General features: G+C 66.9%; 24 protein-coding genes. 13 read left to right on the top strand and 11 right to left on the bottom strand.

Annotation, left to right across the window (positions count from 1 at the left end; genetic code table 11):
- Positions 1–51 precede the first annotated feature (51 nt).
- From BVG12_RS11955 to arsH, 4 genes are read left to right on the top strand one after another with little or no spacing between them, the layout of a single operon-like run.
- Positions 52–363 carry an ArsR/SmtB family transcription factor gene (locus BVG12_RS11955; RefSeq protein ID WP_075792577.1) on the top strand — a complete coding sequence of 104 codons (312 nt, stop codon included), beginning with the start codon at positions 52–54 and terminating at the stop codon, positions 361–363.
- 14 nt (positions 364–377) lie between these two features.
- On the top strand, positions 378–857 hold the full coding sequence (locus BVG12_RS11960) for an arsenate reductase ArsC (RefSeq protein ID WP_075796321.1): 480 nt from the start codon (positions 378–380) through the stop codon (positions 855–857).
- Between the two features lie 12 nt (positions 858–869).
- Positions 870–1,592 carry an aquaporin gene (locus BVG12_RS11965; protein WP_075792578.1) on the top strand — a complete coding sequence of 241 codons (723 nt, stop codon included), beginning with the start codon at positions 870–872 and terminating at the stop codon, positions 1,590–1,592.
- 1 nt (position 1,593) lies between these two features.
- Positions 1,594–2,310, top strand: coding sequence for an arsenical resistance protein ArsH (gene arsH / locus BVG12_RS11970; RefSeq protein ID WP_075792579.1), 717 nt, complete (start codon positions 1,594–1,596; stop codon positions 2,308–2,310).
- Positions 2,311–2,316: 6 nt separating this feature from the next.
- Here the strand turns inward: arsH and BVG12_RS11975 are convergent, their stop codons facing one another.
- Positions 2,317–3,279 carry a hypothetical protein gene (locus BVG12_RS11975; RefSeq protein ID WP_075796322.1) on the bottom strand — a complete coding sequence of 321 codons (963 nt, stop codon included), beginning with the start codon at positions 3,277–3,279 and terminating at the stop codon, positions 2,317–2,319.
- Between the two features lie 172 nt (positions 3,280–3,451).
- Between BVG12_RS11975 and BVG12_RS35070 the strand changes: the two genes are divergently transcribed.
- Together BVG12_RS35070 and BVG12_RS11980 are read left to right on the top strand one after the other, a co-directional pair.
- The gene (locus tag BVG12_RS35070; RefSeq protein WP_229503864.1) at positions 3,452–3,658 is read left to right on the top strand and encodes a hypothetical protein; all 207 of its coding nucleotides are present in this window, start codon (positions 3,452–3,454) and stop codon (positions 3,656–3,658) included.
- Positions 3,628–4,047 (top strand): CHRD domain-containing protein, encoded by a 420-nt coding sequence (locus BVG12_RS11980; protein WP_229503865.1) that lies wholly within the window; start codon positions 3,628–3,630, stop codon positions 4,045–4,047. The genes BVG12_RS35070 and BVG12_RS11980 overlap by 31 nt, the downstream gene beginning before the upstream one ends.
- 109 nt (positions 4,048–4,156) lie before the next feature.
- Here the strand turns inward: BVG12_RS11980 and gluQRS are convergent, their stop codons facing one another.
- From gluQRS to BVG12_RS11995, 3 genes are read right to left on the bottom strand one after another with little or no spacing between them, the layout of a single operon-like run.
- Complete coding sequence (gene gluQRS / locus BVG12_RS11985) at positions 4,157–5,056, bottom strand: tRNA glutamyl-Q(34) synthetase GluQRS (protein WP_075792580.1); 900 nt, start codon at positions 5,054–5,056, stop codon at positions 4,157–4,159.
- A 12-nt stretch (positions 5,057–5,068) separates the two neighbouring features.
- Positions 5,069–7,087 carry a putative bifunctional diguanylate cyclase/phosphodiesterase gene (locus BVG12_RS11990; RefSeq protein WP_075792581.1) on the bottom strand — a complete coding sequence of 673 codons (2,019 nt, stop codon included), beginning with the start codon at positions 7,085–7,087 and terminating at the stop codon, positions 5,069–5,071.
- Positions 7,084–7,626 (bottom strand): heme NO-binding domain-containing protein, encoded by a 543-nt coding sequence (locus BVG12_RS11995; protein ID WP_075792582.1) that lies wholly within the window; start codon positions 7,624–7,626, stop codon positions 7,084–7,086. Before BVG12_RS11995 ends, BVG12_RS11990 begins: the two co-directional genes overlap by 4 nt.
- Positions 7,627–7,851: 225 nt before the next feature.
- Here BVG12_RS11995 and BVG12_RS12000 point away from each other — a divergent pair, with 225 nt between their 5' ends.
- From BVG12_RS12000 to BVG12_RS12020, 5 genes are read left to right on the top strand one after another with little or no spacing between them, the layout of a single operon-like run.
- Positions 7,852–9,702 (top strand): IucA/IucC family protein, encoded by a 1,851-nt coding sequence (locus tag BVG12_RS12000; protein ID WP_169926811.1) that lies wholly within the window; start codon positions 7,852–7,854, stop codon positions 9,700–9,702.
- The gene (locus BVG12_RS12005; RefSeq protein WP_075792583.1) at positions 9,699–10,883 is read left to right on the top strand and encodes an MFS transporter; all 1,185 of its coding nucleotides are present in this window, start codon (positions 9,699–9,701) and stop codon (positions 10,881–10,883) included. Before BVG12_RS12000 ends, BVG12_RS12005 begins: the two co-directional genes overlap by 4 nt.
- Complete coding sequence (locus BVG12_RS12010) at positions 10,880–12,988, top strand: TonB-dependent receptor (protein ID WP_075792584.1); 2,109 nt, start codon at positions 10,880–10,882, stop codon at positions 12,986–12,988. Before BVG12_RS12005 ends, BVG12_RS12010 begins: the two co-directional genes overlap by 4 nt.
- Positions 12,989–12,991: 3 nt before the next feature.
- Complete coding sequence (locus BVG12_RS12015; protein WP_075792585.1) at positions 12,992–14,125, top strand: PepSY-associated TM helix domain-containing protein; 1,134 nt, start codon at positions 12,992–12,994, stop codon at positions 14,123–14,125.
- A 29-nt stretch (positions 14,126–14,154) separates the two neighbouring features.
- Positions 14,155–14,847 carry an SOS response-associated peptidase gene (locus BVG12_RS12020; RefSeq protein WP_075792586.1) on the top strand — a complete coding sequence of 231 codons (693 nt, stop codon included), beginning with the start codon at positions 14,155–14,157 and terminating at the stop codon, positions 14,845–14,847.
- Here BVG12_RS12020 and BVG12_RS12025 read toward each other — a convergent pair.
- A complete protein-coding gene (locus tag BVG12_RS12025) occupies positions 14,839–15,330 on the bottom strand; it encodes a nuclear transport factor 2 family protein (protein ID WP_075792587.1) in 492 nt (163 codons plus the stop codon). The two genes, BVG12_RS12020 and BVG12_RS12025, sit on opposite strands and share 9 nt — an antisense overlap.
- An 89-nt stretch (positions 15,331–15,419) precedes the next feature.
- Between BVG12_RS12025 and BVG12_RS12030 the strand changes: the two genes are divergently transcribed.
- Positions 15,420–15,767, top strand: coding sequence for a hypothetical protein (locus BVG12_RS12030; protein WP_075792588.1), 348 nt, complete (start codon positions 15,420–15,422; stop codon positions 15,765–15,767).
- A 69-nt stretch (positions 15,768–15,836) separates the two neighbouring features.
- Positions 15,837–16,088, top strand: coding sequence for a DUF3297 family protein (locus BVG12_RS12035; RefSeq protein WP_036240304.1), 252 nt, complete (start codon positions 15,837–15,839; stop codon positions 16,086–16,088).
- A gap of 246 nt (positions 16,089–16,334) precedes the next feature.
- Here the strand turns inward: BVG12_RS12035 and gltA are convergent, their stop codons facing one another.
- The 6 genes from gltA to sdhC form a co-directional block, all read right to left on the bottom strand.
- Positions 16,335–17,636, bottom strand: a complete 1,302-nt coding sequence (gltA, locus tag BVG12_RS12040) for a citrate synthase (RefSeq protein WP_075792589.1) — start codon at positions 17,634–17,636, stop codon at positions 16,335–16,337.
- Between the two features lie 85 nt (positions 17,637–17,721).
- On the bottom strand, positions 17,722–17,988 hold the full coding sequence (locus tag BVG12_RS12045) for an FAD assembly factor SdhE (RefSeq protein ID WP_047823985.1): 267 nt from the start codon (positions 17,986–17,988) through the stop codon (positions 17,722–17,724).
- 137 nt (positions 17,989–18,125) lie between these two features.
- A complete protein-coding gene (locus tag BVG12_RS12050; RefSeq protein WP_075792590.1) occupies positions 18,126–18,836 on the bottom strand; it encodes a succinate dehydrogenase iron-sulfur subunit in 711 nt (236 codons plus the stop codon).
- 12 nt (positions 18,837–18,848) lie between these two features.
- Positions 18,849–20,627, bottom strand: a complete 1,779-nt coding sequence (gene sdhA / locus BVG12_RS12055) for a succinate dehydrogenase flavoprotein subunit (RefSeq protein WP_075792591.1) — start codon at positions 20,625–20,627, stop codon at positions 18,849–18,851.
- A 2-nt stretch (positions 20,628–20,629) separates the two neighbouring features.
- The gene (gene sdhD / locus BVG12_RS12060) at positions 20,630–21,001 is read right to left on the bottom strand and encodes a succinate dehydrogenase, hydrophobic membrane anchor protein (RefSeq protein ID WP_075792592.1); all 372 of its coding nucleotides are present in this window, start codon (positions 20,999–21,001) and stop codon (positions 20,630–20,632) included.
- A 5-nt stretch (positions 21,002–21,006) separates the two neighbouring features.
- Positions 21,007–21,429 carry a succinate dehydrogenase, cytochrome b556 subunit gene (gene sdhC, locus BVG12_RS12065; protein WP_075792593.1) on the bottom strand — a complete coding sequence of 141 codons (423 nt, stop codon included), beginning with the start codon at positions 21,427–21,429 and terminating at the stop codon, positions 21,007–21,009.
- Positions 21,430–21,524: the final 95 nt, after the last annotated feature.

The following is a 21,524-nucleotide window of genomic DNA, read 5'->3' on the forward strand; positions in this document are numbered from 1 at the left end:
GCGGCCCGGCCGCGCTTGTCCGCCGCCCAATATTTCGACTATACTGGAAATATGGAAAACAAGAACGCCATCGCGGCCCTCGCCGCCCTCGCCCAGGAGTCGCGCTTGGCCACGTTCCGCCTGCTCGTGCAGGCCGGTCCGGAGGGTCTCGCCGCCAGCAGGATCGCGGAGACGCTCGGCCTGCCCGCTTCCTCGCTGTCGTTCCACCTGAAGGAACTGACGCACGCCAACCTCATCGTGCCGCGCCAGGAAGGCCGCTTCGTCATCTATGCCGCGCGCTTCGACACGATGAACGCGCTGGTCGGCTTCCTCACCGAGAACTGCTGCGGCGGCCGTCCCTGTTCCCCAACCTCATGCGCCTGAACCACCTGCCCACGATGAACGTACTTTTCCTTTGCACCGGCAACTCCTGCCGCTCGCTGATCAGCGAAGCCGTCTTCAACCACCTGGCGCCCGCCGGCTGGCACGCCATCAGCGCGGGCAGCCAGCCGACCGGCAAGTTGAACGACAAGGCGCTCGCCCTGCTGGCCAGCAAAGGCATCTCCACCGAAGGCTACTCCAGCAAATCCTGGGACGACCTGCCCGTCACGCCGGACATCGTGGTGACGGTGTGCGCCAGCGCGGCCGGCGAAACCTGCCCCGCGTACCTCGGCCCCGTGCTGCGGACGCACTGGGGCGTGGACGATCCGAGCCATGTCGTCGGCAGCGAAGACGACATCCATGCCGCGTTCGAACAGGCTTACCGCATTTTGCGGGCGCGCATCGAGGCATTCCTGGCCCTGCCGCTCGACGCACTGAAGGACGATCCGGCCCGCCTGAAGGCCGAGCTGGATCGCATCGGCACCGTGCAGGGTTGAGGAGAGACCGGCATGACGCTCGCACGACGTCTGGTCGCTGAAGGCGTGGGTACGGCCCTGCTGCTCGCGGTGGTGGTCGGCTCGGGAATCATGGCCGAGCGCCTCGCGGGCGGCAATGTCGCCATCGCGCTGCTGGCCAACACGATCGCCACCGGGGCTGGGCTGGTGGCGCTGATCCTGATGTTCGGCACGATTTCCGGCGCCCATTTCAATCCGGTGGTGACGCTCTCCGAAGCGTGGCAAAAAAATCTCCCGGCCGCCGATGTCCTGCCCTACGTGGCGGTGCAGATCGCGGGCGCATTCGCCGGCGTGGCGGCGGCCCATGCCATGTTCGACGAACCGCTTTACGTCGCGTCCGAGCACGTGCGCACCGGCGCGGCGCAATGGTGGAGCGAGTGCGTCGCGACATTCGGACTGCTCGGCGTGATCATCGGCTGTTCCCGCAGCCGGCCGGGCATCACGCCGTTCGCCGTGGCCGCGTATATCACGGCCGCCTACTGGTTCACGGCGTCGACGTCCTTCGCCAATCCGGCCGTCACGCTGGCGCGCGCCGCCAGCAATACGTTCGCCGGCATCCGCCCGGCCGATGCGCCCGGGTTCATCCTGGCGCAGCTTGTCGGTGCCATCGCCGCGACCTTGCTCTTTACGTGGCTGTACCCGGCGGCACCCAGAGGCGCCACGGTCGGCGGTACGGTCGCACCGAGCGACTTCACCGAGCGACGCTCGACCCACTGACATGAACAAGATCCCGGATCTCCCCAATATCGAGCCCGAGCTGCTGGACTATCCGACGATCGGGAAGCTCGCGCCGGCCGGCGGCCCCGATCATCCGCCGCGCATCCTGATGCTGTACGGTTCCCTGCGCGAGCGCTCGTTCAGCCGCTTCCTCACCTTCGAAGCGGCGCGCATCCTCGAGCACTTCGGCGCCGAGGTGAAGATGTTCGACCCGATGGACTTACCGATGGTCGGCAGCGTGCCGGAGACGCATCCGAAAGTGGTCGAGCTGCGCGAACTGTGCCTGTGGTCCGAGGGCCAGGTGTGGTGCAGTCCGGAGCGCCACGGTGCGATCACGGCCGTCATGAAGAACCAGATCGACTGGATACCGCTCGAACAGGGCGCGGTGCGGCCGAGCCAGGGGCGCACGCTCGCCGTGATGCAGGTCTGCGGCGGTTCGCAATCGTTCAACGTGGTGAACACGCTGCGCCTGCTGGGACGCTGGATGCGCATGTTCACGATCCCGAACCAGTCCTCGGTGCCGATGGCGTACAAGGAGTTCGACGACGCCGGCCGCATGCGCCCGTCCGCCTATTACGACCGCGTCGTCGACGTGATGGAAGAGCTCTACAAGTTCACGCTGCTCACGCGCGGCCGCACGGCGTATCTGACCGACCGCTACAGCGAACGCAGCGAACGCGCGCGCAAGGCGATCGACCGCCAGATCGCCAAGCTGTAACGCGTTTTAGAACACGACGCCCGCGCCCAGCAGGAACACGTCCGAGTCGCGGTGGTAGTCCGTGATGACGCGGTTCCACGTCAGTTGCGCGCGCCACGTGTCGTTGATGCGGTAGCGCATGCCGATCGATGCCAGCCCGGTGAGCCGGGTGACGCGCTCGGCCTCGGCATTCGTGCGGTCGAGCTGGTCGCGCACGCCATAGGCGCCTAAGCCCATCTCCAGCACGGTGCGTTCCGTGAACGGGCGCAGCAGCCAGACCTGGGTCGAGACGCCGATGCGCTCGGCCACGCCGACCTTACCCTCGTTCATCAGGATCACGCTCCATTCGGCGTTCGGATTGACCGTGCGGCGATACTCGATGCCCGATGCCGTCGCCTTTTCCGATTTAAAGCTGTTCACGATGGAGCGGCCGCCCAGCAGCATGATCGTCTCGTCGCCCTTGTCGGCGTTTTCCTTGCGCTCCCAGTTCGGCACCGTGCCCAGCTCATAGCCCATGCCGACCATCAGCTGCGTGGTGTCGCGGTCGGTAATGCCGTGCACATGCGACAGCCGCGCCTCGACGTAGGCGTGCGAATGCAGGTGGTAGATCGCATCCACGCTCATCAGCTCGCCCCAGCCGTGCTCGTTGCGGTAATCGCTCAGCGAGCCGTTGCCCGTCGTCGTGTCGAAATAATAGTAAGGGCCGGCGCCCGCGCCGAACGACCAGCCGCGCTCCGGCACGCGGGTGTGCAGCCACACCTGGGCGCCGAGGCCGTCGCGGTGGTGCAGCTTGGGATGCCCCTCGTTCAGGTAGTCGGCGCTCAACGCGAAGTACGGGGTCAGGCGCTGGGTATAGCCGACGTTGACGGCGAACGAGGAGTCGCTGTGGTCCTTGTCGACGCGCATCGCGCCGGCCAGCAGGGAGGCGTCCTGCGCCTGGGCCAGGCCGGCGGCGGCCGTCAGGAGCAAGGCTGGAAGTAAGGTTCGCATGGCCATGTCCGGTCGTTTTTTTGCGATTATGCCAAGCTTTCCAAATCTCAGTCGCCCGAAAGCACTATCTCATCCGTACCGTGTGCGAGCGCGTAAGCCAGCGGTGCTAGCTTTTGGACAGCACCCCAGGACGGGGTGCGCCGCAGGACCCTTGTTCAACAGGAGGTAATCCATGAAACACGTTCTGTCCGTCCTCGCACTGGCGGCGGCGTCAAGCGCCGTCGCCCTGCCCGCCGGCGCCGCGCCGAACGACCCGACCTACCGGGCCGTCGCCAGCGGCGCGCTGGAAAATCCGCCCAACGCCTCGCCCGGCACCAGCCTCGTCACGATCGACCTGGGGGGAAGGAAATGTTCGTCGACCTGCCATTCCGCGACCTGACCGGCACCACCACGGCGGCCCATATCCATTGCTGTACCAGCACGGCCTTCACGGGCACGGCGCCGATCGCGGTACCGTTCCCGGACTTCCCCCTGGACGTCCACGCGGGCACCTACAGCAATGCCATTCCGCTGGGTGAGGCGGCGTCTTACACGCCCGCCTTCATGACCGCGCACGGCGGCACGGTCCAGGGCGCCGAATCGGCGCTCATCGACGCCATCAATGCCAACGAGGCCTACGTCAACATCCACACGACCGCGTTCCCGGACGGCGAGATCCGCGGCTGGCTGGTGGCCGCGCCCCCCGTGCCGGAGGCGGCCGAGTGGTCGATGCTGGCAGTGGGCCTGGCCGGACTGATGTGGATGAGCCGGAAGCGGCCGGCGGCTTGAAAATGCGGTGTGATACACGTAGGGCGGGTGATTGATGCCGGGGGCATCGATCACGTGCCCACGCGTGACGCATGCACGACGCGAACGTCACGCGTGGGCGGAAGGCCGCCTACGGCATCGACGCGGCCCACGCGGGGACGGCGGCCCGCCAAAATTCCTCCAGCGACGCCACTCTGCCCACATCCAACCCGAGAAACCCCGCCGATTCCCGCAGCGCGGCGACGGCGGATGCTTCATCCCCCGGCCGCACGGCCAGCGCCCCCGTCTGCTTGGACAGCTTTTCGCCGTTCGCATTGCGCACGACGGGCACGTGCAGATAGCGCGGCGTCGGCACGTTCAACAGGCGCTGCAAGAAGATCTGGCGCGGCGTGGAGTCCAGCAGGTCGGCGCCGCGCACGACGTCCGTCACGCCCTGCTCCGCGTCGTCCACGACGACGGCCAGCTGGTACGCCCAATAGCCGTCCGCGCGCTTCAGTACGAAGTCGCCCGACTCGCTGGCCAACCGCTGGCTGACGACGCCGGCGAAGCGGTCCCGGAACGTGATGACGTCGTCGCCCGCCTCGGGCACGCGCAGGCGCAGGCTGCGCGGGCTGCGTCCCGGCGCGAGGCCGTGGCGGCACGTGCCCGGGTAGATGGCGGCGCCGTCGGGCGCGAAGCCGAGGCGCGAGTCGGCGATCTCGCGGCGGTTGCAGCCGCACGGGTAGACGTGGCCGGCGAGGCGGTCATAGGCGGCCTGGTACAGGTGCTTGCGGCGGCTCTGCCACACGACCTCGCGGTCGGACTCCATGCCGAGGCGATGCAACAGATCGAGGATCTCCTCGGCGGCGCCGGGCACGCTGCGGCCTTCGTCGATGTCCTCGATGCGGATGAGCCACGTGCCGTGGTGGGCGCGCGCGTCGAGATAACTGGCCAGCGCGGCCACCAGCGAGCCCGCGTGCAGCGGGCCCGTGGGCGATGGGGCGAAGCGGCCGACGTAGGAATCGCTGCGGGAAGGTGTCGATGCATTCATGGATGCGCCACCTTAGCACATCGTATCGGATCCTTGTTCCGCCAGCGCCCGCGCGGCATCTTCCGGCGCGAGCGGACGATAGTAGTAATAGCCCTGGACGAGGTCGCTGCCCATCTCGCGCAGCAGGTCCAGCTCGGCCTCGGTCTCGACGCCTTCCGCCACGACGTCCAGGCCCAGCGCGCGCGCCAGCATCAGCACCACCTCGACGATCTGGCGCTTGTCGTCGAAACAATCGAGCTTGCTGACGAAAGAGCGGTCGATCTTGAGCGTGTCGATCGGCAGGCGGCGCAGGTAGCTGAGCGAGGAATAGCCGGTGCCGAAATCGTCCAGGCTGACGAGCACGCCCAGCGCCTTCAGCTGGGCGAACACGGCGAGCGCATGCTCGGCGTCGGCCATGACGGCGCTCTCGGTCAGCTCGAGCTTCAGGCTGGCGGGCGGAATGCCCGTCTCGGCCAGCGCCCGCGTCACCACGTCGACCAGGTCGCCGCTCGTGAACTGCACGGCCGACACGTTCACGCTCATCGACAGGTTCGGGTCGAAGTCGCGCTGCCAGTCGCGCAGCTGGCGGCACGCCTCGCCCAGGACCCAGGCGCCGATCGGCTCGATCAGCCCCGTCTCCTCGACGACCGGGATGAATTCGCCGGGCTGCACGATGCCGTGCAGCGGATGGCGCCAGCGCAGCAGGGCTTCGAAGCCGCGCACGCGGCCGTCGCGCGGCGCGACGATCGGCTGGAAATGCAGGAAGAACTGCTGCTGCGCCAGCGCGTCGCGCAGGTCCGCTTCCAGCTGCAGGCGGCGCACGGCCGCCAGCTGCATGGTCTGGTCGAACATCACCCAGCGCGCGCGGCCGGTCTGCTTGGCGTGGTACATCGCGATGTCGGCATCGCGCAGGATGTCTTCCACGTCCGCATAGCCGCTGGCGCTGAGGGCGATGCCCACGCTGGCCGTCACGAACACGCGCTGGTCGGCCACCTCGAAGGGCTCGGCCAGCACGCCCATGATGCGTTCGGCCACCACGATCGCGCTTTCGGCGCTCGCGACCTGGTCGAGCAGGATGACGAATTCGTCGCCGCCGAGGCGCGCGACCAGGTGCTCGCGCGAGAACGCGCGGTCGCGCACCACCAGGTCGGTCTGGCGCAGGCACTGCGACAGGCGCTGGGCCGTCGCGATGATCAGCTGGTCGCCGGACTGGTGTCCGAGGCCGTCGTTGATGGATTTGAAGCGGTCCAGGTCGACGAACAACACGGCAAAATGATTGTCCGCCGCGCGCCGCGCGCGCTTCAGCAGGTGCGCAAGGCGGTCCAGGAACAGTTTGCGGTTGCCGAGCTGCGTCAGCGGGTCGTGCAGGGCGTCGTGCACCAGCTTGTCCTGGGCGCGGCGGCGCTCGATCACGCGGCCGAGCTGCGTGCCGATCTGGGCCAGCAGCCGCAGCAGCGATGCCTCCGGCGCCACCCGCTCGCGGCTGAAGAATTCGAGTACGGCGACGACTTCGCTCGCGATCATCACGGGGAACGCGAACAGCGAGGCGAAGCCGGCGTCCACGATCTGCGGCAGGCGCGGGATTGCCGCCGTGTCGGCGGCGGCCGTGTCGATCCACGCCGGCGCCCCGCTGCGCACCACCGCGCCGGGCAGCCCGGCGCCCGCCGCGAACGCCGCCCCTTCGGTATGCGACCGCAGTGCCTGGACGGGGCCCGCGTCGCCGCTGCCGGTCTCGTCATGCCACGTGCTCGTCGACTCGACCTGTTCCTGGCCTTGCCGCCCCGTCACCAGCCACAGGTGGCCGAGCGGCCAGTGCGTGTAGCGGCAGACGGCGGCCAAAGCGCGCGCCATCGCGTCGTGGACGCCGTCGGCCTCGTTGGCGGCGACGGCGATGCTCTCCAGCAGTGCGATCTCCTGCTGGCGCTGGAACAGGTCGCGCAGGCCCCGTTCAGCGATCGCCTCGGCTTCCTGACGCGCCGCCGTTTCGCGCCGCAGGCGCCGCTCGAGGCGCGCGATCTCGGCTTCAAAAGCGGTCTTGTCCGGTTCGTTCATTGCGGCAGGAAGCGGACATGGAAGACGCAGCGGACGGCGCCCTTGTGCATGCATTCGGGCTGCTCGATCTCGACACGTTCGCCGTAGTGGCCGGCGGCGCCGCGCATGAAGCCTTCGGCCAGCGCGCACAGGCGGCGCGGCGAGTTGTAGCCGATGCGCAGCACATCGGCGAGGCTGGTGTCGAAATCGAACACCGGCGTCTGCGCGCCCGGATACAGCTTGCGCACCTCCGGGTGGATGATGCTGTTCAGCGTGAGCAGGAAGCTGCGCGCGTTCGCGTGGTTGGCGAAGAACGCCGGATAGCGCCGCGCCAGCAGCGGCATGGCCTGCTGGCCGAACCAGCGCAGCACATCGTCCGGCGGGATGCCGAGCGTTTCCGACGCCACGCGGACGAGGGCGAAGATCTCGTCGTCGTCATAACTGCCCAGCGACGTGTAGGCGCCGTCCAGGCCGGCCGCGTCGAGCAATCGATCCCAGGTGGCGTCGCCGTAGGCGCTGCTCACGGCTTCTTCCAACAAATTAAAAACAATACCTTTCACCGGGGACCTCCTTCGTGTTTCGTCAAATTGAAATCCACATCAGCCCGTCAACGCGCCCAAAAAGCCGGACGGGAAATGAATATTGCTCCAATTCAACAATTTAATCAAATTAAATCGCACGGATCGTGCGATATCGGCACCGAACACGGTATCTTTTTTGCGAATGATATTGAGAATGATTCGCGTTTACGTTATGCTTCTTTCCCGTTAATGAGAAGGCAAGATATGAACGCGATACCGAAACCGCTCAAACCCACCGATCACACCTTCGATGCCGTCGCCGCGGACCTGGCCTGGTCCGAAGCGCGCCAGCGCAGCCTGCAGAGAACGGTGCAGGCGCTGTTCCGCGAACACCTCTTGAACCGGGACCAGCTGGTCACGGAAGGTGCCGTATCTTGGCTCCCGCTCTGGTCGCAGCAGGGCATGCTGCGCTTCGAAGGCCTCGCCCTGGGGCGCATCGGCGACTGCCGGCTGACGGGAGGCGTGTCGTATTACGCCACGGGAGAACGGCCGCAGCCGGTATCGCATGCGGCGGCCTTGCTGGCCTGCGTGGCGCCGTCGCTGCCGGGCGGCGGCGAGGACTTGCAGCGGCTCGTCCACGAGCTGGACAACAGCCTCGCCAACGACGTCCTGTGCCTCAGCTACCGCCGGACGTGGGCCAGGACCTTGCGCGCGGCGCTGGGGTCCGCGGACGTCCACTTCATCGCGGCGCTGCGCCGCTCGAAGCACGCCAACCCCGCCCTGCTGCTGGAACAATGGGGCACGCTGGGCCACCCCTGGCATCCCACGTTCAAGACCAAGCTCGGGCTGTCGCCGGACGACGTGCTGGCCCTGTCGCCGGAATTCCAGCCGACCGTGCACGTGCCGCTGGCCGCGCTCCGCGCCGGCAAGGCCCGGGTCACGTTCGCGGGCGGCGACGGCGACTACGCCGCCTGGTTCGCCGGCCACTTCCCGGAGGACGCGCGGCGTTGGGCAGCGGCTCTGGCACGGCTGGGCGAGCACCCCGCCGGCTGGCTGCCCCTGCCCCTGCATCCGTTCCAGGCTCGCGAAGTGATCCCGCGCAAGTTCGCGGCCGAGATCGCGCAAGGCGACCTGGTGCTGCTGGACGACGTGACGCTGGCCGCGACGCCGACCATGTCCTTCCGCACGGTCGTCCCGGCCGGCTCGCCCGCGCTGCCGCACCTGAAGCTGCCCGTGTCGCTGCGCCTGACCAGCGTCCAGCGCACGGTCTCGCCCAAGTCCACCGTGATGGGACCGCGCATCACGCGCCTGCTCGCCGCGATCCTCGAGCGCGAGAACGGGTTCGATGGCACGCTCGACATCGTGCGCGAAGACGTGGGCCTGCACTACATCGACCCGCAAGGCGACGACGACCGCGCGCGCCACCTCGCGATCCTGTACCGCGCCAATCCGATGGCCAAGGGCGGCGCCGCGCGCTTCCCGGTCCCCGTCGGCGCCCTGTTCGCCGACTCGCCGTTCAGCGGCCGGCCGCTCGCGACGGAGCTCGTCGCGCTGACCCACGGCGACCACGCCGCCGGCGCCGTCGCGTACTTCGAGCGCCATGCGCGAACCGTGCTGACGGCGCTGCTGTCCGCCTACCTGGTGTACGGTATCGCGTTCGAGGCGCACCAGCAGAACAGCTTCATCATGCTCGACGAGCGGTACGAACCCGTCCGGCTGCTCGCACGCGACTTCGGCGACCTGCGCATCCACGGCCCGACGCTGCGCCGTGCCGGCCTGGCGCTCGACGCCTATCGCGCCGGCGTCACCGTGTACGACGACGACGAGCCGGTGCGCGACAAGCTGCTGCACGCCGTGCTGCTGTGCCACCTGTCCGAACTGGCGCTGCTGCTGGCGCACAGCTACCGCCACCCGGAGCACCATTTCTGGGACGTCCTGCGGCACGTGCTGGACGACGTCTTCACGGGCCTGCGCGCGCGCGTCGACGAACGCCGCTGGCATGCGGAACGCGAGGCGCTGCTGGAACACGACTGGCCCGCCAAATCGTTCCTGCGCATGCGCCTGTCCGACACATCGGACGACGTGCACGGCACCATGCCCAATCCGCTCGCATGACCACCGCGCGCTGGCTGTTCGCGCTGCAGCTCGTGGCGATGGGCGCCATGGAAATGAGCGGTCCGTTCTGGCCCCTGCACCTGCGCCGCCTGGGCGACCTGCCGCCCCCGGTGCTCGCCTGGGTCAGCGCCCTCGCCTACGCGGGCCCGATGGCCATGGCGATGTGCACGACGCCATGGTGGGGCCGCCTGGGCGACCGGGTCGGCCACAAACCGATGCTGCTGCGCGCCCTGCTCGCGCTGGCCGCCACGCAGTGGTGGATCGCGGCCACCGACAGCGTGGCCGTCATCCTGGCCGTGCGCCTGCTGCAGGGCGGCCTCGCCGGCTACATCGCGGCGGCGCAAGCCTACGGCGCGCGGCTCGTGGCGCGGGCCGAACGCGGCGCGCTGATGGCGCAGCTGCAGGCGGCGACGGCGATCGGCTCCGTGGCCGCTCCCGTCCTCGGCGGCTGGCTGTTCGATACCTGGGGCTTCGGCAGCGTGAACGTGCTCGCGGGCACCGCATGCCTGTTGTGCGCGGCGCTGGCCGCCGTCGTCCTGCCCCCCGTCGCTCCCCTGCCCGCCGCGCCACCCGCCGGCGCGCGCCAGCGGTCGGCGGCCCTGGCAAGCACGGTCCAGGGTCTGCTGCTCGGCATCGTGCTGGTCCAGGCCGGGAAGATGATGCCGCAGACCTTCTTCGGCCTGTATGCCGACGGGGTCCTGCACGCGTCCAGCCGGGTGACGGGCCTGTGCTACGCGGGCACGGCCCTCGGCCTGTGCGCGGCCGCGCCGTTCTGGGCGAAACGCTTCGCACGGATGGCGCACGCGCAGGTGCTCGCGCAGGTCGAGCGGATCTGCTGGGCGTGCGTGGCCATCGTCGCGGTGCAGGCGCTCACGGCGAACATCGCCGTGTTCCTGCTGGCGCGCGTGCTGTGGGGCGCCTGTCTCGCCGCGCTGCTGCCCGTGTTCTACGGCCTGCTGTCGCGCGAGGCGGCCGACGACGAACAGGGCCGCGTGCTCGGCGCGGGCAACGGCGCCGCCAAGGCAGGCGCGCTGCTGGGGGCCGGCACGGGCGGCCTGGCGCTGGCCGTCGTACCCCTCTGCGCCATGTTCTGGACCGTCGCGCTGCTGTATGCGCTCGCCGCCATCGGCATGCGCGCCATCCATTTTCAACACCTTCAAACAACAACAGGAACGTCATGAATCACGCACTTCGTCCTTTACCCTACCTCGTCGCCATCGCATGCGGCTTGTCCGCGCAGGCGCACGCCGAAGAACCGGCGATGCCGGAAGTGATCGTCAAGGACAGGAAACTCGACGCCGGCTCGTACGACATCACCGAGTCGACGACGGCGACCAAGATCAACGTGCCGTTGCGCGACGTGCCGCAGACCGTCAACGTGGTGCCGGCCGTCGTGCTGCACGACCAGAACGCGCAGTCGCTGCAGGACGCGCTGCAGAACGTGCCGGGCCTCTCCTTTTCCGTCGGCGACGGCCAGCGCGACCAGGTGACCATCCGCGGCTTCTCCGCCATCAGCGACCAGTTCGTGGACGGCGTGCGCGACGACGCGCTGTACTTCCGCGACCTGTCGAACATCGAACGCGTCGAAGTCCTCAAGGGTCCGGCCTCCGTGCTGTACGGGCGCGGATCGGCCGGTGGCCTCGTCAACCGCGTCACGAAGAAGCCGCTCGCCGATCCGCTGCGTGAAGCGGGCGTCACGTTCGGCTCGCACGGGCAGCGCCGCGGCGAGTTCGACGTCGGCGCGGCCAGCGGCGACAAGGACGCCTTGTTCCGCCTGACGGGCGCCGTCGAGGACTCGACCGGTTTCCGCGACCGCTACTTCCTGCGCCGCCAGGCGCTCGCACCGTCGGGCACGTTCAAGCTGGGCTCGCGCACCACGCTGACCCTGCAGGCCGACTACCTGCACGACAAGCGCCTGGCCGACCAGGGCGTGCCGAGCTACCACGGCCGCCCCGTCGACGTGCCGGTCGAAACCTATTTCGGCGCCGCGAACGGCACCGAGCGCGCGTTCGTGCAGAGCGATGTGAAAAGCGCGACCGCGACGCTCGACCACGTGTTCACGCCCGACCTGAAACTGCACACCATACTGCGCGCCTACCACTACGCCCTCGACCGCAACTACACGTCGATCGGCGCCATCAAGGACGGCGCCAACCCGACCGTGGCCATCGGCCAGAGCCACCGCCTGCGCGCCGAGAACGGGCGCTATCTGCAGAACGAGCTGTCCCAGCAACTCGACTGGGGCACGATGAACCACCAGCTGTTGTACGGCCTGGAACTCGGCCGCCAGAACAAGGCCGAGGTGCTCCGGTCGCGCAACAACGTCGCGACCTACAGCCTGTTCCATCCGGTGCTCGTCGACCTGCCGGTGCTGCCGGACACCGTCGTACCGAGCGCCGACAACAAGAACCGCGTCGACATCGCCGGCCTGTACGTGCAGGATCTGGTGGCGCTGACGTCGACGTGGAAGATCCTGGCGGGCGTGCGCTACGACCACCTGAAACAGGATCGCGACGACCGCACCGCGAAAAACCTCGACCTGCACCGTGTCGACGACACGTGGTCCCCGCGCCTCGGCGCCGTCTACCAGCCCACGAGCACGGTCGCGCTGTACGCCTCGTGGAACCGTTCGTTCCAGCCGATCGCCGACTCGTTCTCGTTCCGCGCCAACAGCGACACCCTGAAGCCCACGCAGACCGTCAACAAGGAAGCGGGCGTCAAGCTCGACCTGTCGGCCCGTTCGAGCCTGACGGCGGCGCTGTTCGACATGACGCAGACGAACATCCAGGTGGCCGATCCGGCCAACACGAATTTCTCGCTGCCCGTCGGCCGCCAGCGCACGCGCGGCCTCGAGGTGAGCTTCAACGGCGAGCTGGCGCCCGGCTGGGAAGCGATCGCCGGCTATGCGAACATGCGCGGCACCATCGAGGACTCGACGGAACGCACGACGGCCGGCACGCCGTTCGAAGGCAACACGGCCGCGCTCACGCCGCGTCACACGTTCAATGCGTGGATCAAGCACCGCCTGAACGACCGCTTCTGGGTCGCCGCCGGCGGCCGCGCGGAGTCGAGCCGCTACGCCTCGCCCGACGACCTGACGACGTTGCCGGGCTACGGCGTCCTGCAGCTCGGCGCCGGCTACGAAGGCCGGAAGGTCGACGTGACGGTCACCGTCAAGAACCTCGCGAACCGGACGTACTTCGTGTCGGCGCACAGCGGCGCCAACGACTACAACATGCCGGGCGAGTCCCGCGCGGTGCTGGTCAACGCGCGCTATCGGTTCTGAGCGATGGTACGCGGCACATTCCGTTCCTGGTTCCGGCGCCTGCACCTGGCCGTGGCGCTCGTCTTCGGCTGCGTGTTCGGCCTGTCCGGCCTCACCGGCTGCGCCCTCGCGTGGATGCATGAACTCGACGGCGCGCTCAATCCGTCGCTGTTCCACGCGTCGGCATCCGGCCCGCTCGCGCCCGGCGCGATCGGGCGCATCGTCGACCGCCTGGCGAACGATCCCGCTTACGGCCGGCCCAGCCAGGTGACGCTGCCGGAAGACGGCGGCGAGGTGGCCATCGCGTGGTATCGCCTGCCGGCGCTTGGCGCGCGCGGCCCGTTCACGCTGGACCGGTCGCGCCAGGTGATGGTCGATCCGGCCAGTCTCACCGTGACCGGAGAACGCGTGTGGGGCGAGCCCGGCCTGTCGCGGCCCTTGCTGATGCCGACCTTGTTCCACTTGCACCGCTACCTGCTGGCCGGCGACGTCGGCAAGACGGTCATCGCCGTCTCCGGGCTCGCGCTGTTGTTCATGTCCGTCGTCGGTCTCGTGCTGTGGTGGCCCAAGGCGACCATCGCGGCGTGGCGCAAGGCGTTCACCGTGGCGCACCGCGGCTCGTGGCCGCGCTTTAACTACAGCTTCCACCGCGCGGCCGGGGCCGTCGTCGCGCCGGTGCTGGCGGTGCTCGGCTTTTCCGGCTGCCTGTTCAACCAGCCGCAGTGGATCACGCCCGTCGTGGCCACGTTCGCGGCCGTGTCGCCGCAGGAGAAGCTGAAGAACGAGGCGGCGGGCGACATCCAGGTGGCGCGGGCGGCGCGCGCGGCCGCCGACCTCTTCCCGGCCGCGCGCATGTCGCGTGTCGTCTTGCCCGCGAAGCCGGGACTGCCGTACGAAGTCCGGCTGCGCCAGAGCGGCGAAGTGCGCCAGGGCGGCGGCAATACCCGCGTCACGGTCGACGCGGCCACGGGGCGCATCCTGCGCGTGCGCGACCCGCTGCGCGCACAGGCCGGCGACGCGTTCATCGACTGGCAGTTCCCGCTGCATACGGGCGAGGCGTTCGGCACCATTGGGCGGATCGTCATCACCATCGTCGGCTTGAGCCCCCTCGCGTTCCTGGTGACCGGGCTGGCGGTGTGGTGGCGGCGGACGCGTTGACGGGCGCGTTTTGTGTCAGAATTAATGCCATGTGCGTCAACTACCGCCCTCCGCTGCCTGAACAACTCGACATGGTGCTCGGCACCCTGGTCGACCTGTATCGCGACTGGGACTGGCCCAGCGAGACGTGGAAGGATTACACCGCCCCGATCGTGCGCACGGGCGTGGACGGCGAACGCGTGCTGCAGCTGGCCAGCTACGGCATGGTGCCGCGCCGGCACATTCCGGCCGGCGTCAAACCGTTCGACACGATGAACGCGCGCGCCGAATCGCTGGGCGAGAAGCGCTCGTTCGCGCCGGCCTGGCGCCGCGCCCAGCTGTGCGCCGTGCCGATGACCTGTTTTTACGAGCCCTGCTACGAAAGCGGCCGCGCCGAGCGCTTCGGCATCGGCATGCAGGACGACAGCCTGTTCTTCGTGGCCGGCCTGTGGCGCGAGTGGTCCGAGGCCGACGGGACGATCGCGGCATCGTTCACGCAGATCACGATCAACGCCGACGACCACCCGCTGATGCGGCGCTTCCATAAGCCCGACGACGAAAAACGCGCGCTCGTCGTGCTGCCGCCAAGCGACGTCGACGCCTGGCTGCACTGCCGCGAACCGGAGCTGGCGCGCAGCTTCCTGCGGCATTATCCGTCCGATGCGATGAAGGCGTGGGCGGCGCCGAAAGCGCCCGTGAAGAAGACGCCGCCCGCCGCGCAGCAGAACCTCGAATTATTTTGATGCGGGCGCCGCCTCGGCCGTCTTCACGACCTCGATCACCCGCTTCGCCGCCTCGTTCGGCACCGCCAGCGACAGCTGGTAATGCACGATCTCGAACCCGGCCGCCGTCCTGCGGATGACCCCGCTGGCCATGCAATGCCCCATGTTTTCCGTGTCGAGCAGCTCGTCGAACCAGATCAGCGCACCGTCCGGCGTCGCATACACATTGCGGCGCGTGGGGTAGAACACCCAGGCGGCCTGCTTGCCCTCGAAGTATTTGCGGCCCCATTCGCGGAAGGCGTCGCGCTGCCACAGCTCGCTGCGGTCCGTGCCGATGTAGACGCCGTCCGGCGCCATCTTGTCGAAGTAGCGCATGCGTGCGTGGGCCGCGTCGTCGTGCCAGCCGTCGACGAACGCGTTCACCTGCTGCGCGAGAGCTGGGTCGACGGCGGCATGCGCGAGTGACGCGACGAACAGGCAGCACGCGAGGATGAGCGATTTCATGTCGGGGTCCTTTCCTGGGCGAGAAAGACATTGTGTAACGAAATGTGCCAGTTCAACAACTTTATTCGGGCTGGTGTACATTTATCAACATGCGCTCCCTCGTCCTCGTCGGCCTGCTGATGGCCATTGATTCCGCTGCCTGGGCCACCGACCGGGAACCGCCGCCGCCGGCATCCTTCCGCCAACGCCTGGACGAGGACGCCATCCGCAAGGCCGTGCGCGACACGCTGGCCGAGAAACCGGACAATCCCCGCCTGCACGAAGCGGACACGCTGCGCGCGAACCGCTACGACATCTTCGCGCGCCAGGTCGAGGACGCCACCGTGCCCGACTGCCTGCATGCGGACGGCCTCAAGCGCCAGCCCACGTTCTTCCTGACCGGCCTGCTGGCCCTGCCCTTCGTGGCCGTGGCGAAGGTCAGGGGCAAGTGTCAGTAGTGACGAGGGCCTTCATGCCGATGCATGCGGCGCTCGCGCGCGCGCCGGGAATCGTGGATAATTCTGGCCATGAACGACACTACCCAACTCCCACCCCTGCCCGACCGCCTGTCCATCGACCCGAAGAGCCCGCACCACAACGCGGAAGTCTTCAAGCACCCGGTCGGCATCCGTTTCAACGGCAAGGAACGCACCGACGTCGAGGAATACTGCCTGAGCGAAGGCTGGATCAAGGTCGCCGCCGGCAAGACCCTGGACCGCAAGGGCCGTCCGATGCTGATCAAGCTGAAAGGCACGGTCGAGGCGTATTACGCTGTCTGATCGTTAATCGATAACGTTGCATGCAACGGCCGCCGGAGCGATCCGGCGGCCGTTTTTTTGAGTTACCGTCGTTCCCGCGAACGCGGGAATCCATGCTGAGTTTCCGATATCAAGTAATCGAGAGCATTGCTGTGCTTCCGACATACCGAATTCTGCAGCGCAGCATGGGTCCCGCTTGCGCGAGGACGACGCGTTAACAAAAAAAGCGAGCCCGCAGGCTCGCTTCTTGTCGTCGACAGTGGCGAATCAACGCTTGTCGATGGTCGGCACGTCGCGAACGGTCGAACCGACGAACAGCTGGCGCGGGCGGCCGATCTTCTGTTCCGGGTCGGCGATCATCTCGTTCCACTGGGCGATCCAGCCGATGGTACGGGCCATCGCGAAGATACCGGTGAACAGCGAGACCGGGATGCCCAGGGCCGACTGCACGATGCCCGAGTAGAAGTCGACGTTCGGGTACAGCTTGCGCGACACGAAGTATTCGTCGTTCAGGGCGATCTTTTCCAGTTCCATCGCCAGCTTGAACAGCGGGTCGTCCTGCAGGCCCAGTTCGTTCAGCACTTCGTGGCAGGTTTCGCGCATCAGCTTGGCGCGCGGGTCGAAGTTCTTGTACACGCGGTGACCGAAGCCCATCAGCTTCACGCCCGAGTTCTTGTCCTTGACCTTCTCGATGAAGGCCGGGATGTTCTCGACCGAGCCGATTTCCTTCAGCATGTTCAGTGCGGCTTCGTTCGCGCCGCCGTGTGCCGGGCCCCACAGGCAGGCGATACCGGCTGCGATACAGGCGAACGGGTTGGCGCCCGACGAACCGGCCAGACGGACGGTCGAGGTCGATGCGTTCTGCTCGTGGTCGGCGTGCAGGATCAGGATGCGGTCCAGGGCGCGGACGAGCACGTCGTTGACCTTGTACTCTTCGCACGGATTACCGAACATCATGCGCATGAAGTTCGCGCTGTACGACAGGTCGTTGCGCGGGTACACGAACGGCTGGCCGATCGAGTACTTGTATGCCATGGCGACCAGGGTCGGCAGCTTGGCGATCAGGCGGATGGCCGAGATCTCGCGCTGTTTCGCGTCGTTGATGTCCAGCGAGTCGTGGTAGAACGACGCCAGCGCGCCGACGGTACCCACCAGCACCGACATCGGGTGCGCGTCGCGGCGGAAGCCACGGAAGAAGAATTGCATCTGCTCGTGGACCATCGTGTGCTTGGTCACGGTGTTGACGAACTCTTCCTTCTGCTTGGCGTTCGGCAGTTCGCCGTTCAGCAGCAGGTAGCAGGTCTCCAGGAAGTCGCAGTTGACGGCCAGCTGCTCGATCGGGTAGCCGCGGTACAGCAGCTCGCCCTTGTCGCCATCGATGTACGTGATGGCCGACTGGCAGGCAGCGGTCGACATGAAGCCAGGGTCATAGGTGAACTTGCCGGTCTGGCCGTACAGCTTGCGGATGTCGATGACGTCCGGGCCGATCGTGCCCTTGTAGATCGGCATGTCTACCGATTGGCTGCCGTCCGAGAACGACAGGGTGGCTTTGGTATCAGAGATGTTCATGGCACTTCCTTCTTTGGGAGGTGGGTACAAGATAAAAACGAAATCTTCCGGTTTCGTTACCGGCGTCCGTGACAGCGTGGACGCCTCAGGCTTGCCGCAGGCGCGCCACCAGGGCACGCACGTGCGGCAGGTCGACCTCGCCTTCGGGCTCGGCGCGGCCCAGCAGCAGGTCCATCAGCGGGTTGTCCGCCAGGTCCAGCAACCGGGTCAGCGCATCGACTTCCTCGTCCGTCAATTCTTCTTCATGCGCGTCGAGGAAGCGCGTGAGGATCAGGTCGTTTTCGAGCAGGCCGCGGCGGGCACGCCAGCGAAGGCGGGCACGGTTGGCGGGGTCGGATTGATGCGTTTTCACACTAGAGTCCGTTGTTGGGTCAACACTATACTCCGGCTGCCGGGCGTCGGCAGTACGGTAGTTTTACTGTAATTAAGCAATATTAAGCGCAGGATACCGGCGCGACAGGGCCGTCGGACGGCCCCGTCGAGCTGCTTTTAGATCGCCCGGCGGACCAGCAATTCCTTAATCTTGCCGATGGCCTTGTTCGGGTTCAAACCCTTCGGGCACACGTCCGTGCAATTCATGATCGAGTGGCAGCGGAACAGGCGGTACGGGTCTTCCAGGTTGTCCAGGCGCTCGTTGGTCGCCTCGTCGCGCGAGTCGGCGATGAAGCGGTACGCCTGCAGCAGGCCGGCCGGGCCCACGAACTTGTCCGGATTCCACCAGAACGACGGGCACGACGTCGAGCAGCACGCGCACAGGATGCACTCGTACACGCCGTCGAGCTCTTCGCGCTCTTCGGGCGACTGCAGGCGCTCTTTCTCCGGCGGGATCGAGTCGTTGATCAGGTACGGCTTGATCGAGTGGTACTGCTTGAAGAAGTTGGTCATGTCCACGATCAGATCGCGGATGACCGGCAGACCCGGCAGCGGACGCAGCACGATCGGCTGCGTCAGCTCGTTCAGGTTGGTCGTGCAGGCCAGGCCGTTCTTGCCGTTGATGTTCATCGCGTCCGAACCGCACACGCCTTCGCGGCACGAGCGGCGCAGCGCGAGCGAGTCGTCGACGTCCGACTTGATGCGCTGCAGTGCGTCCAGCAGCATCTTGTCGGTGTCTTTCAGCTCGACGGTGACGTCTTGCATATAGGGCTTCGCATCCTTGTCCGGATCGTAGCGGTAGATTTTCAGGTGAACTGTGCGTGCCATGGTGTGCCTAAATTAGAACGTGCGGGGCTTCGGTTTGAACGTGTCGACGGTGAGCGGCTTGGTCACGACCGGCTTGTAGTCGAGACGGTTGCCTTCCGAGTAGAACAGGGTGTGCTTCATCCAGTTCACATCGTCGCGCTGCTCGTAGTCGCTGTGGGCGTGGGCGCCGCGCGATTCCTTGCGCGCCGCGGCCGACACCACGGTCGCCTTGGCCACTTCGATCAGGTTGTCCAGCTCGATCGCTTCGATGCGCGCCGTGTTGAACACCTTCGATTTGTCCTTGAACGAGACGTGCTTGCGGCGCTCGTCCAGCGCCATGATTTCCTTGACGCCTTCGTCCATCAGCGCCTGCGTACGGAACACGCCGCAGTGCTTCTGCATCGTGGCGCGGATGGCGTTGGCCACGTCCTGCACCTTCTCGCCGCCCGTCGAGTTTTCCAGGCGGTTCAGACGGCCCAGCGCGTAGTCCGCGAAATCCTTCGGCAGCGCGCGGTTGCCCTGCTCCTTCAGGTTCTGCGCGACGATGTGGTTGCCGGCCGCGCGGCCGAACACCACCAGGTCGAGCAGCGAGTTCGTGCCCAGGCGGTTCGCGCCGTGCACCGACACGCACGAGCATTCGCCGATCGCATACAAACCGTTGACCACTTTCTGCGAACCGGTACCGTCGGGGACGACGACCTGGCCGTGGATGTTGGTCGGGATGCCGCCCATCTGGTAGTGGATGGTCGGGACGACGGGAATCGGTTCCTTGGTCGCGTCGACGTTGGCGAATTTATGGCCGATTTCCAGGATCGACGGCAGGCGCTTGCGGATCGTGTCCGCGCCGATGTGGCGCAGGTCCAGCAGCACGTGGTCCTTGTTCGGGCCGACGCCGCGGCCTTCCTTGATTTCCTGGTCCATCGAACGCGACACGAAGTCGCGCGGCGCCAGGTCTTTCAAGGTCGGCGCATAGCGCTCCATGAAGCGTTCGCCGTTGGCGTTGATCAGGATACCGCCTTCGCCGCGCACGCCTTCCGTGATCAGGACGCCCGCGCCGGCCACGCCGGTCGGGTGGAACTGCCAGAACTCCATGTCCTGCAGCGGGATGCCGGCACGCGCCGCCATGCCCAGGCCGTCGCCGGTGTTGATGAAGGCGTTGGTCGAGGCGGCGAAGATGCGGCCCGCGCCGCCCGTGGCGAACACGGTCGTTTTCGCCTGCAGCATCATGACGTCGCCCGTTTCCATCTCGAGCGCGACGACGCCCAGCACGTCGCCGTCGGCGTTGCGCACCAGGTCCAGCGCCTGCCACTCGACGAAGAAGTGGGTGCGCGAGCGGACGTTACGCTGATACAGCGTGTGCAGCAGCGCGTGGCCGGTACGGTCGGCGGCGGCGCAGGCGCGCTGCACCGGCTTCTCGCCGAAGTTCGCCGTGTGGCCGCCGAACGGACGCTGGTAGATCGTACCGTCCGGGTTGCGGTCGAACGGCATGCCGAAGTGTTCGAGCTCGTACACGACCTTCGGCGCTTCGCGGCACATGAATTCGATGGCGTCCTGGTCGCCCAGGTAGTCCGACCCTTTCACGGTGTCGAACATGTGCCAGTACCAGTCGTCCTCGCTCATGTTGCCCAGCGAGGCGCCGATGCCGCCCTGGGCGGCGACGGTGTGCGAGCGGGTCGGGAAGACTTTCGACAGCACGGCCACGTTCAGGCCCGCTTCGGACAATTGCAGCGCGGCGCGCAGGCCGGAACCGCCGGCGCCGACGATGACCACGTCGAAGTGACGGACGGGGATGTTGTTGTTGATTGCTGCCACGATTACACGCTCCAGAGAATTTGCACAGTCCAGGCGGCGCAGGCGAGCAGCCAGAGCACCGTGGCGATCTGCAGGGTCAGGCGGATGCCGACCGGTTTGACGTAGTCCATCCAGATGTCACGGATGCCGACCCACACGTGGTAGAACAGGCCGAAGAACGTGACCATCGTGAAAAGCTTGAACCACTGGCGGGCGAACAGGCCGGCCCAGCCTTCGTAGGTGAAATTCTGGCCGGTCAGGAACGAGGCCAAGAGGATGACGGTGAAGACGACCATCACGATGGCGGTGACGCGCTGGGCCAGCCAGTCGCGCATGCCGTAGTGCGCGCCGACGACGAGGCGGCGCTGTCCGATGTTCTTGGGGGTAGTAGCCATGATAATTAAAACACTCCGAACAGTTTGAGAGCGACCAGCAGCGTCAGGACCAGGCTTACGATCAGCACGTAGCGCGCGGTGCGCTGCGACGCATCCTTGTCGAGCGCCATGTGGTTGTCCATGAACAGGTGGCGGATACCGGCGCAGAAATGGTGCAGGTAGCCCCAGGACAGGCCCAGGATGACGATCTTCGTGAACGGATGGCTGACGATCCCGGCGAAGTGCGCGAACGAGATCTCGGAGCGGATGCTTTGCTCGAACAGGTAGAGCAGGAACGGCAGGAAGAGGAACAGCACGAAGCCGCTGATACGGTGCAGGATCGACACGATCGCCGACGGCGGCTGTTTGTAATTCATCGTGATGTCCGTAATGCTCACATTACGGATCGGCTGCCCTCTTTTTTGCGCGTTTTTCACGGCTTCGGACATTGGAACACCTCCCTAAAAACTGGCTTATTTATATTGATACCCGCATTTCGCTGATTTTGTGACCTGCTCCGGGCCTGGAGGTAACGCCTCCGGAT

The organism is Massilia putida (assembly GCF_001941825.1).
GTDB classification, from domain to species: Bacteria; Pseudomonadota; Gammaproteobacteria; order Burkholderiales; family Burkholderiaceae_D; genus Telluria; species Telluria putida.

Excerpts from the sequence above, each read along its gene's own strand:
- BVG12_RS11955 (WP_075792577.1), top strand. The coding sequence starts at position 52 with ATGGAAAACAAGAACGCCATCGCGGCCCTCGCCGCCCTCGCCCAGGAG.
- BVG12_RS11960 (WP_075796321.1), top strand. The coding sequence starts at position 378 with ATGAACGTACTTTTCCTTTGCACCGGCAACTCCTGCCGCTCGCTGATC.
- BVG12_RS11965 (WP_075792578.1), top strand. The coding sequence starts at position 870 with ATGACGCTCGCACGACGTCTGGTCGCTGAAGGCGTGGGTACGGCCCTG.
- arsH (WP_075792579.1), top strand. The coding sequence starts at position 1,594 with ATGAACAAGATCCCGGATCTCCCCAATATCGAGCCCGAGCTGCTGGAC.
- BVG12_RS11975 (WP_075796322.1), bottom strand. The coding sequence starts at position 3,279 with ATGCGAACCTTACTTCCAGCCTTGCTCCTGACGGCCGCCGCCGGCCTG.
- BVG12_RS35070 (WP_229503864.1), top strand. The coding sequence starts at position 3,452 with ATGAAACACGTTCTGTCCGTCCTCGCACTGGCGGCGGCGTCAAGCGCC.
- BVG12_RS11980 (WP_229503865.1), top strand. The coding sequence starts at position 3,628 with ATGTTCGTCGACCTGCCATTCCGCGACCTGACCGGCACCACCACGGCG.
- gluQRS (WP_075792580.1), bottom strand. The coding sequence starts at position 5,056 with ATGAATGCATCGACACCTTCCCGCAGCGATTCCTACGTCGGCCGCTTC.
- BVG12_RS11990 (WP_075792581.1), bottom strand. The coding sequence starts at position 7,087 with ATGAACGAACCGGACAAGACCGCTTTTGAAGCCGAGATCGCGCGCCTC.
- BVG12_RS12000 (WP_169926811.1), top strand. The coding sequence starts at position 7,852 with ATGAACGCGATACCGAAACCGCTCAAACCCACCGATCACACCTTCGAT.
- BVG12_RS12005 (WP_075792583.1), top strand. The coding sequence starts at position 9,699 with ATGACCACCGCGCGCTGGCTGTTCGCGCTGCAGCTCGTGGCGATGGGC.
- BVG12_RS12010 (WP_075792584.1), top strand. The coding sequence starts at position 10,880 with ATGAATCACGCACTTCGTCCTTTACCCTACCTCGTCGCCATCGCATGC.
- BVG12_RS12015 (WP_075792585.1), top strand. The coding sequence starts at position 12,992 with ATGGTACGCGGCACATTCCGTTCCTGGTTCCGGCGCCTGCACCTGGCC.
- BVG12_RS12020 (WP_075792586.1), top strand. The coding sequence starts at position 14,155 with ATGTGCGTCAACTACCGCCCTCCGCTGCCTGAACAACTCGACATGGTG.
- BVG12_RS12025 (WP_075792587.1), bottom strand. The coding sequence starts at position 15,330 with ATGAAATCGCTCATCCTCGCGTGCTGCCTGTTCGTCGCGTCACTCGCG.
- BVG12_RS12030 (WP_075792588.1), top strand. The coding sequence starts at position 15,420 with ATGCGCTCCCTCGTCCTCGTCGGCCTGCTGATGGCCATTGATTCCGCT.
- BVG12_RS12035 (WP_036240304.1), top strand. The coding sequence starts at position 15,837 with ATGAACGACACTACCCAACTCCCACCCCTGCCCGACCGCCTGTCCATC.
- gltA (WP_075792589.1), bottom strand. The coding sequence starts at position 17,636 with ATGAACATCTCTGATACCAAAGCCACCCTGTCGTTCTCGGACGGCAGC.
- BVG12_RS12050 (WP_075792590.1), bottom strand. The coding sequence starts at position 18,836 with ATGGCACGCACAGTTCACCTGAAAATCTACCGCTACGATCCGGACAAG.
- sdhD (WP_075792592.1), bottom strand. The coding sequence starts at position 21,001 with ATGGCTACTACCCCCAAGAACATCGGACAGCGCCGCCTCGTCGTCGGC.
- sdhC (WP_075792593.1), bottom strand. The coding sequence starts at position 21,429 with ATGTCCGAAGCCGTGAAAAACGCGCAAAAAAGAGGGCAGCCGATCCGT.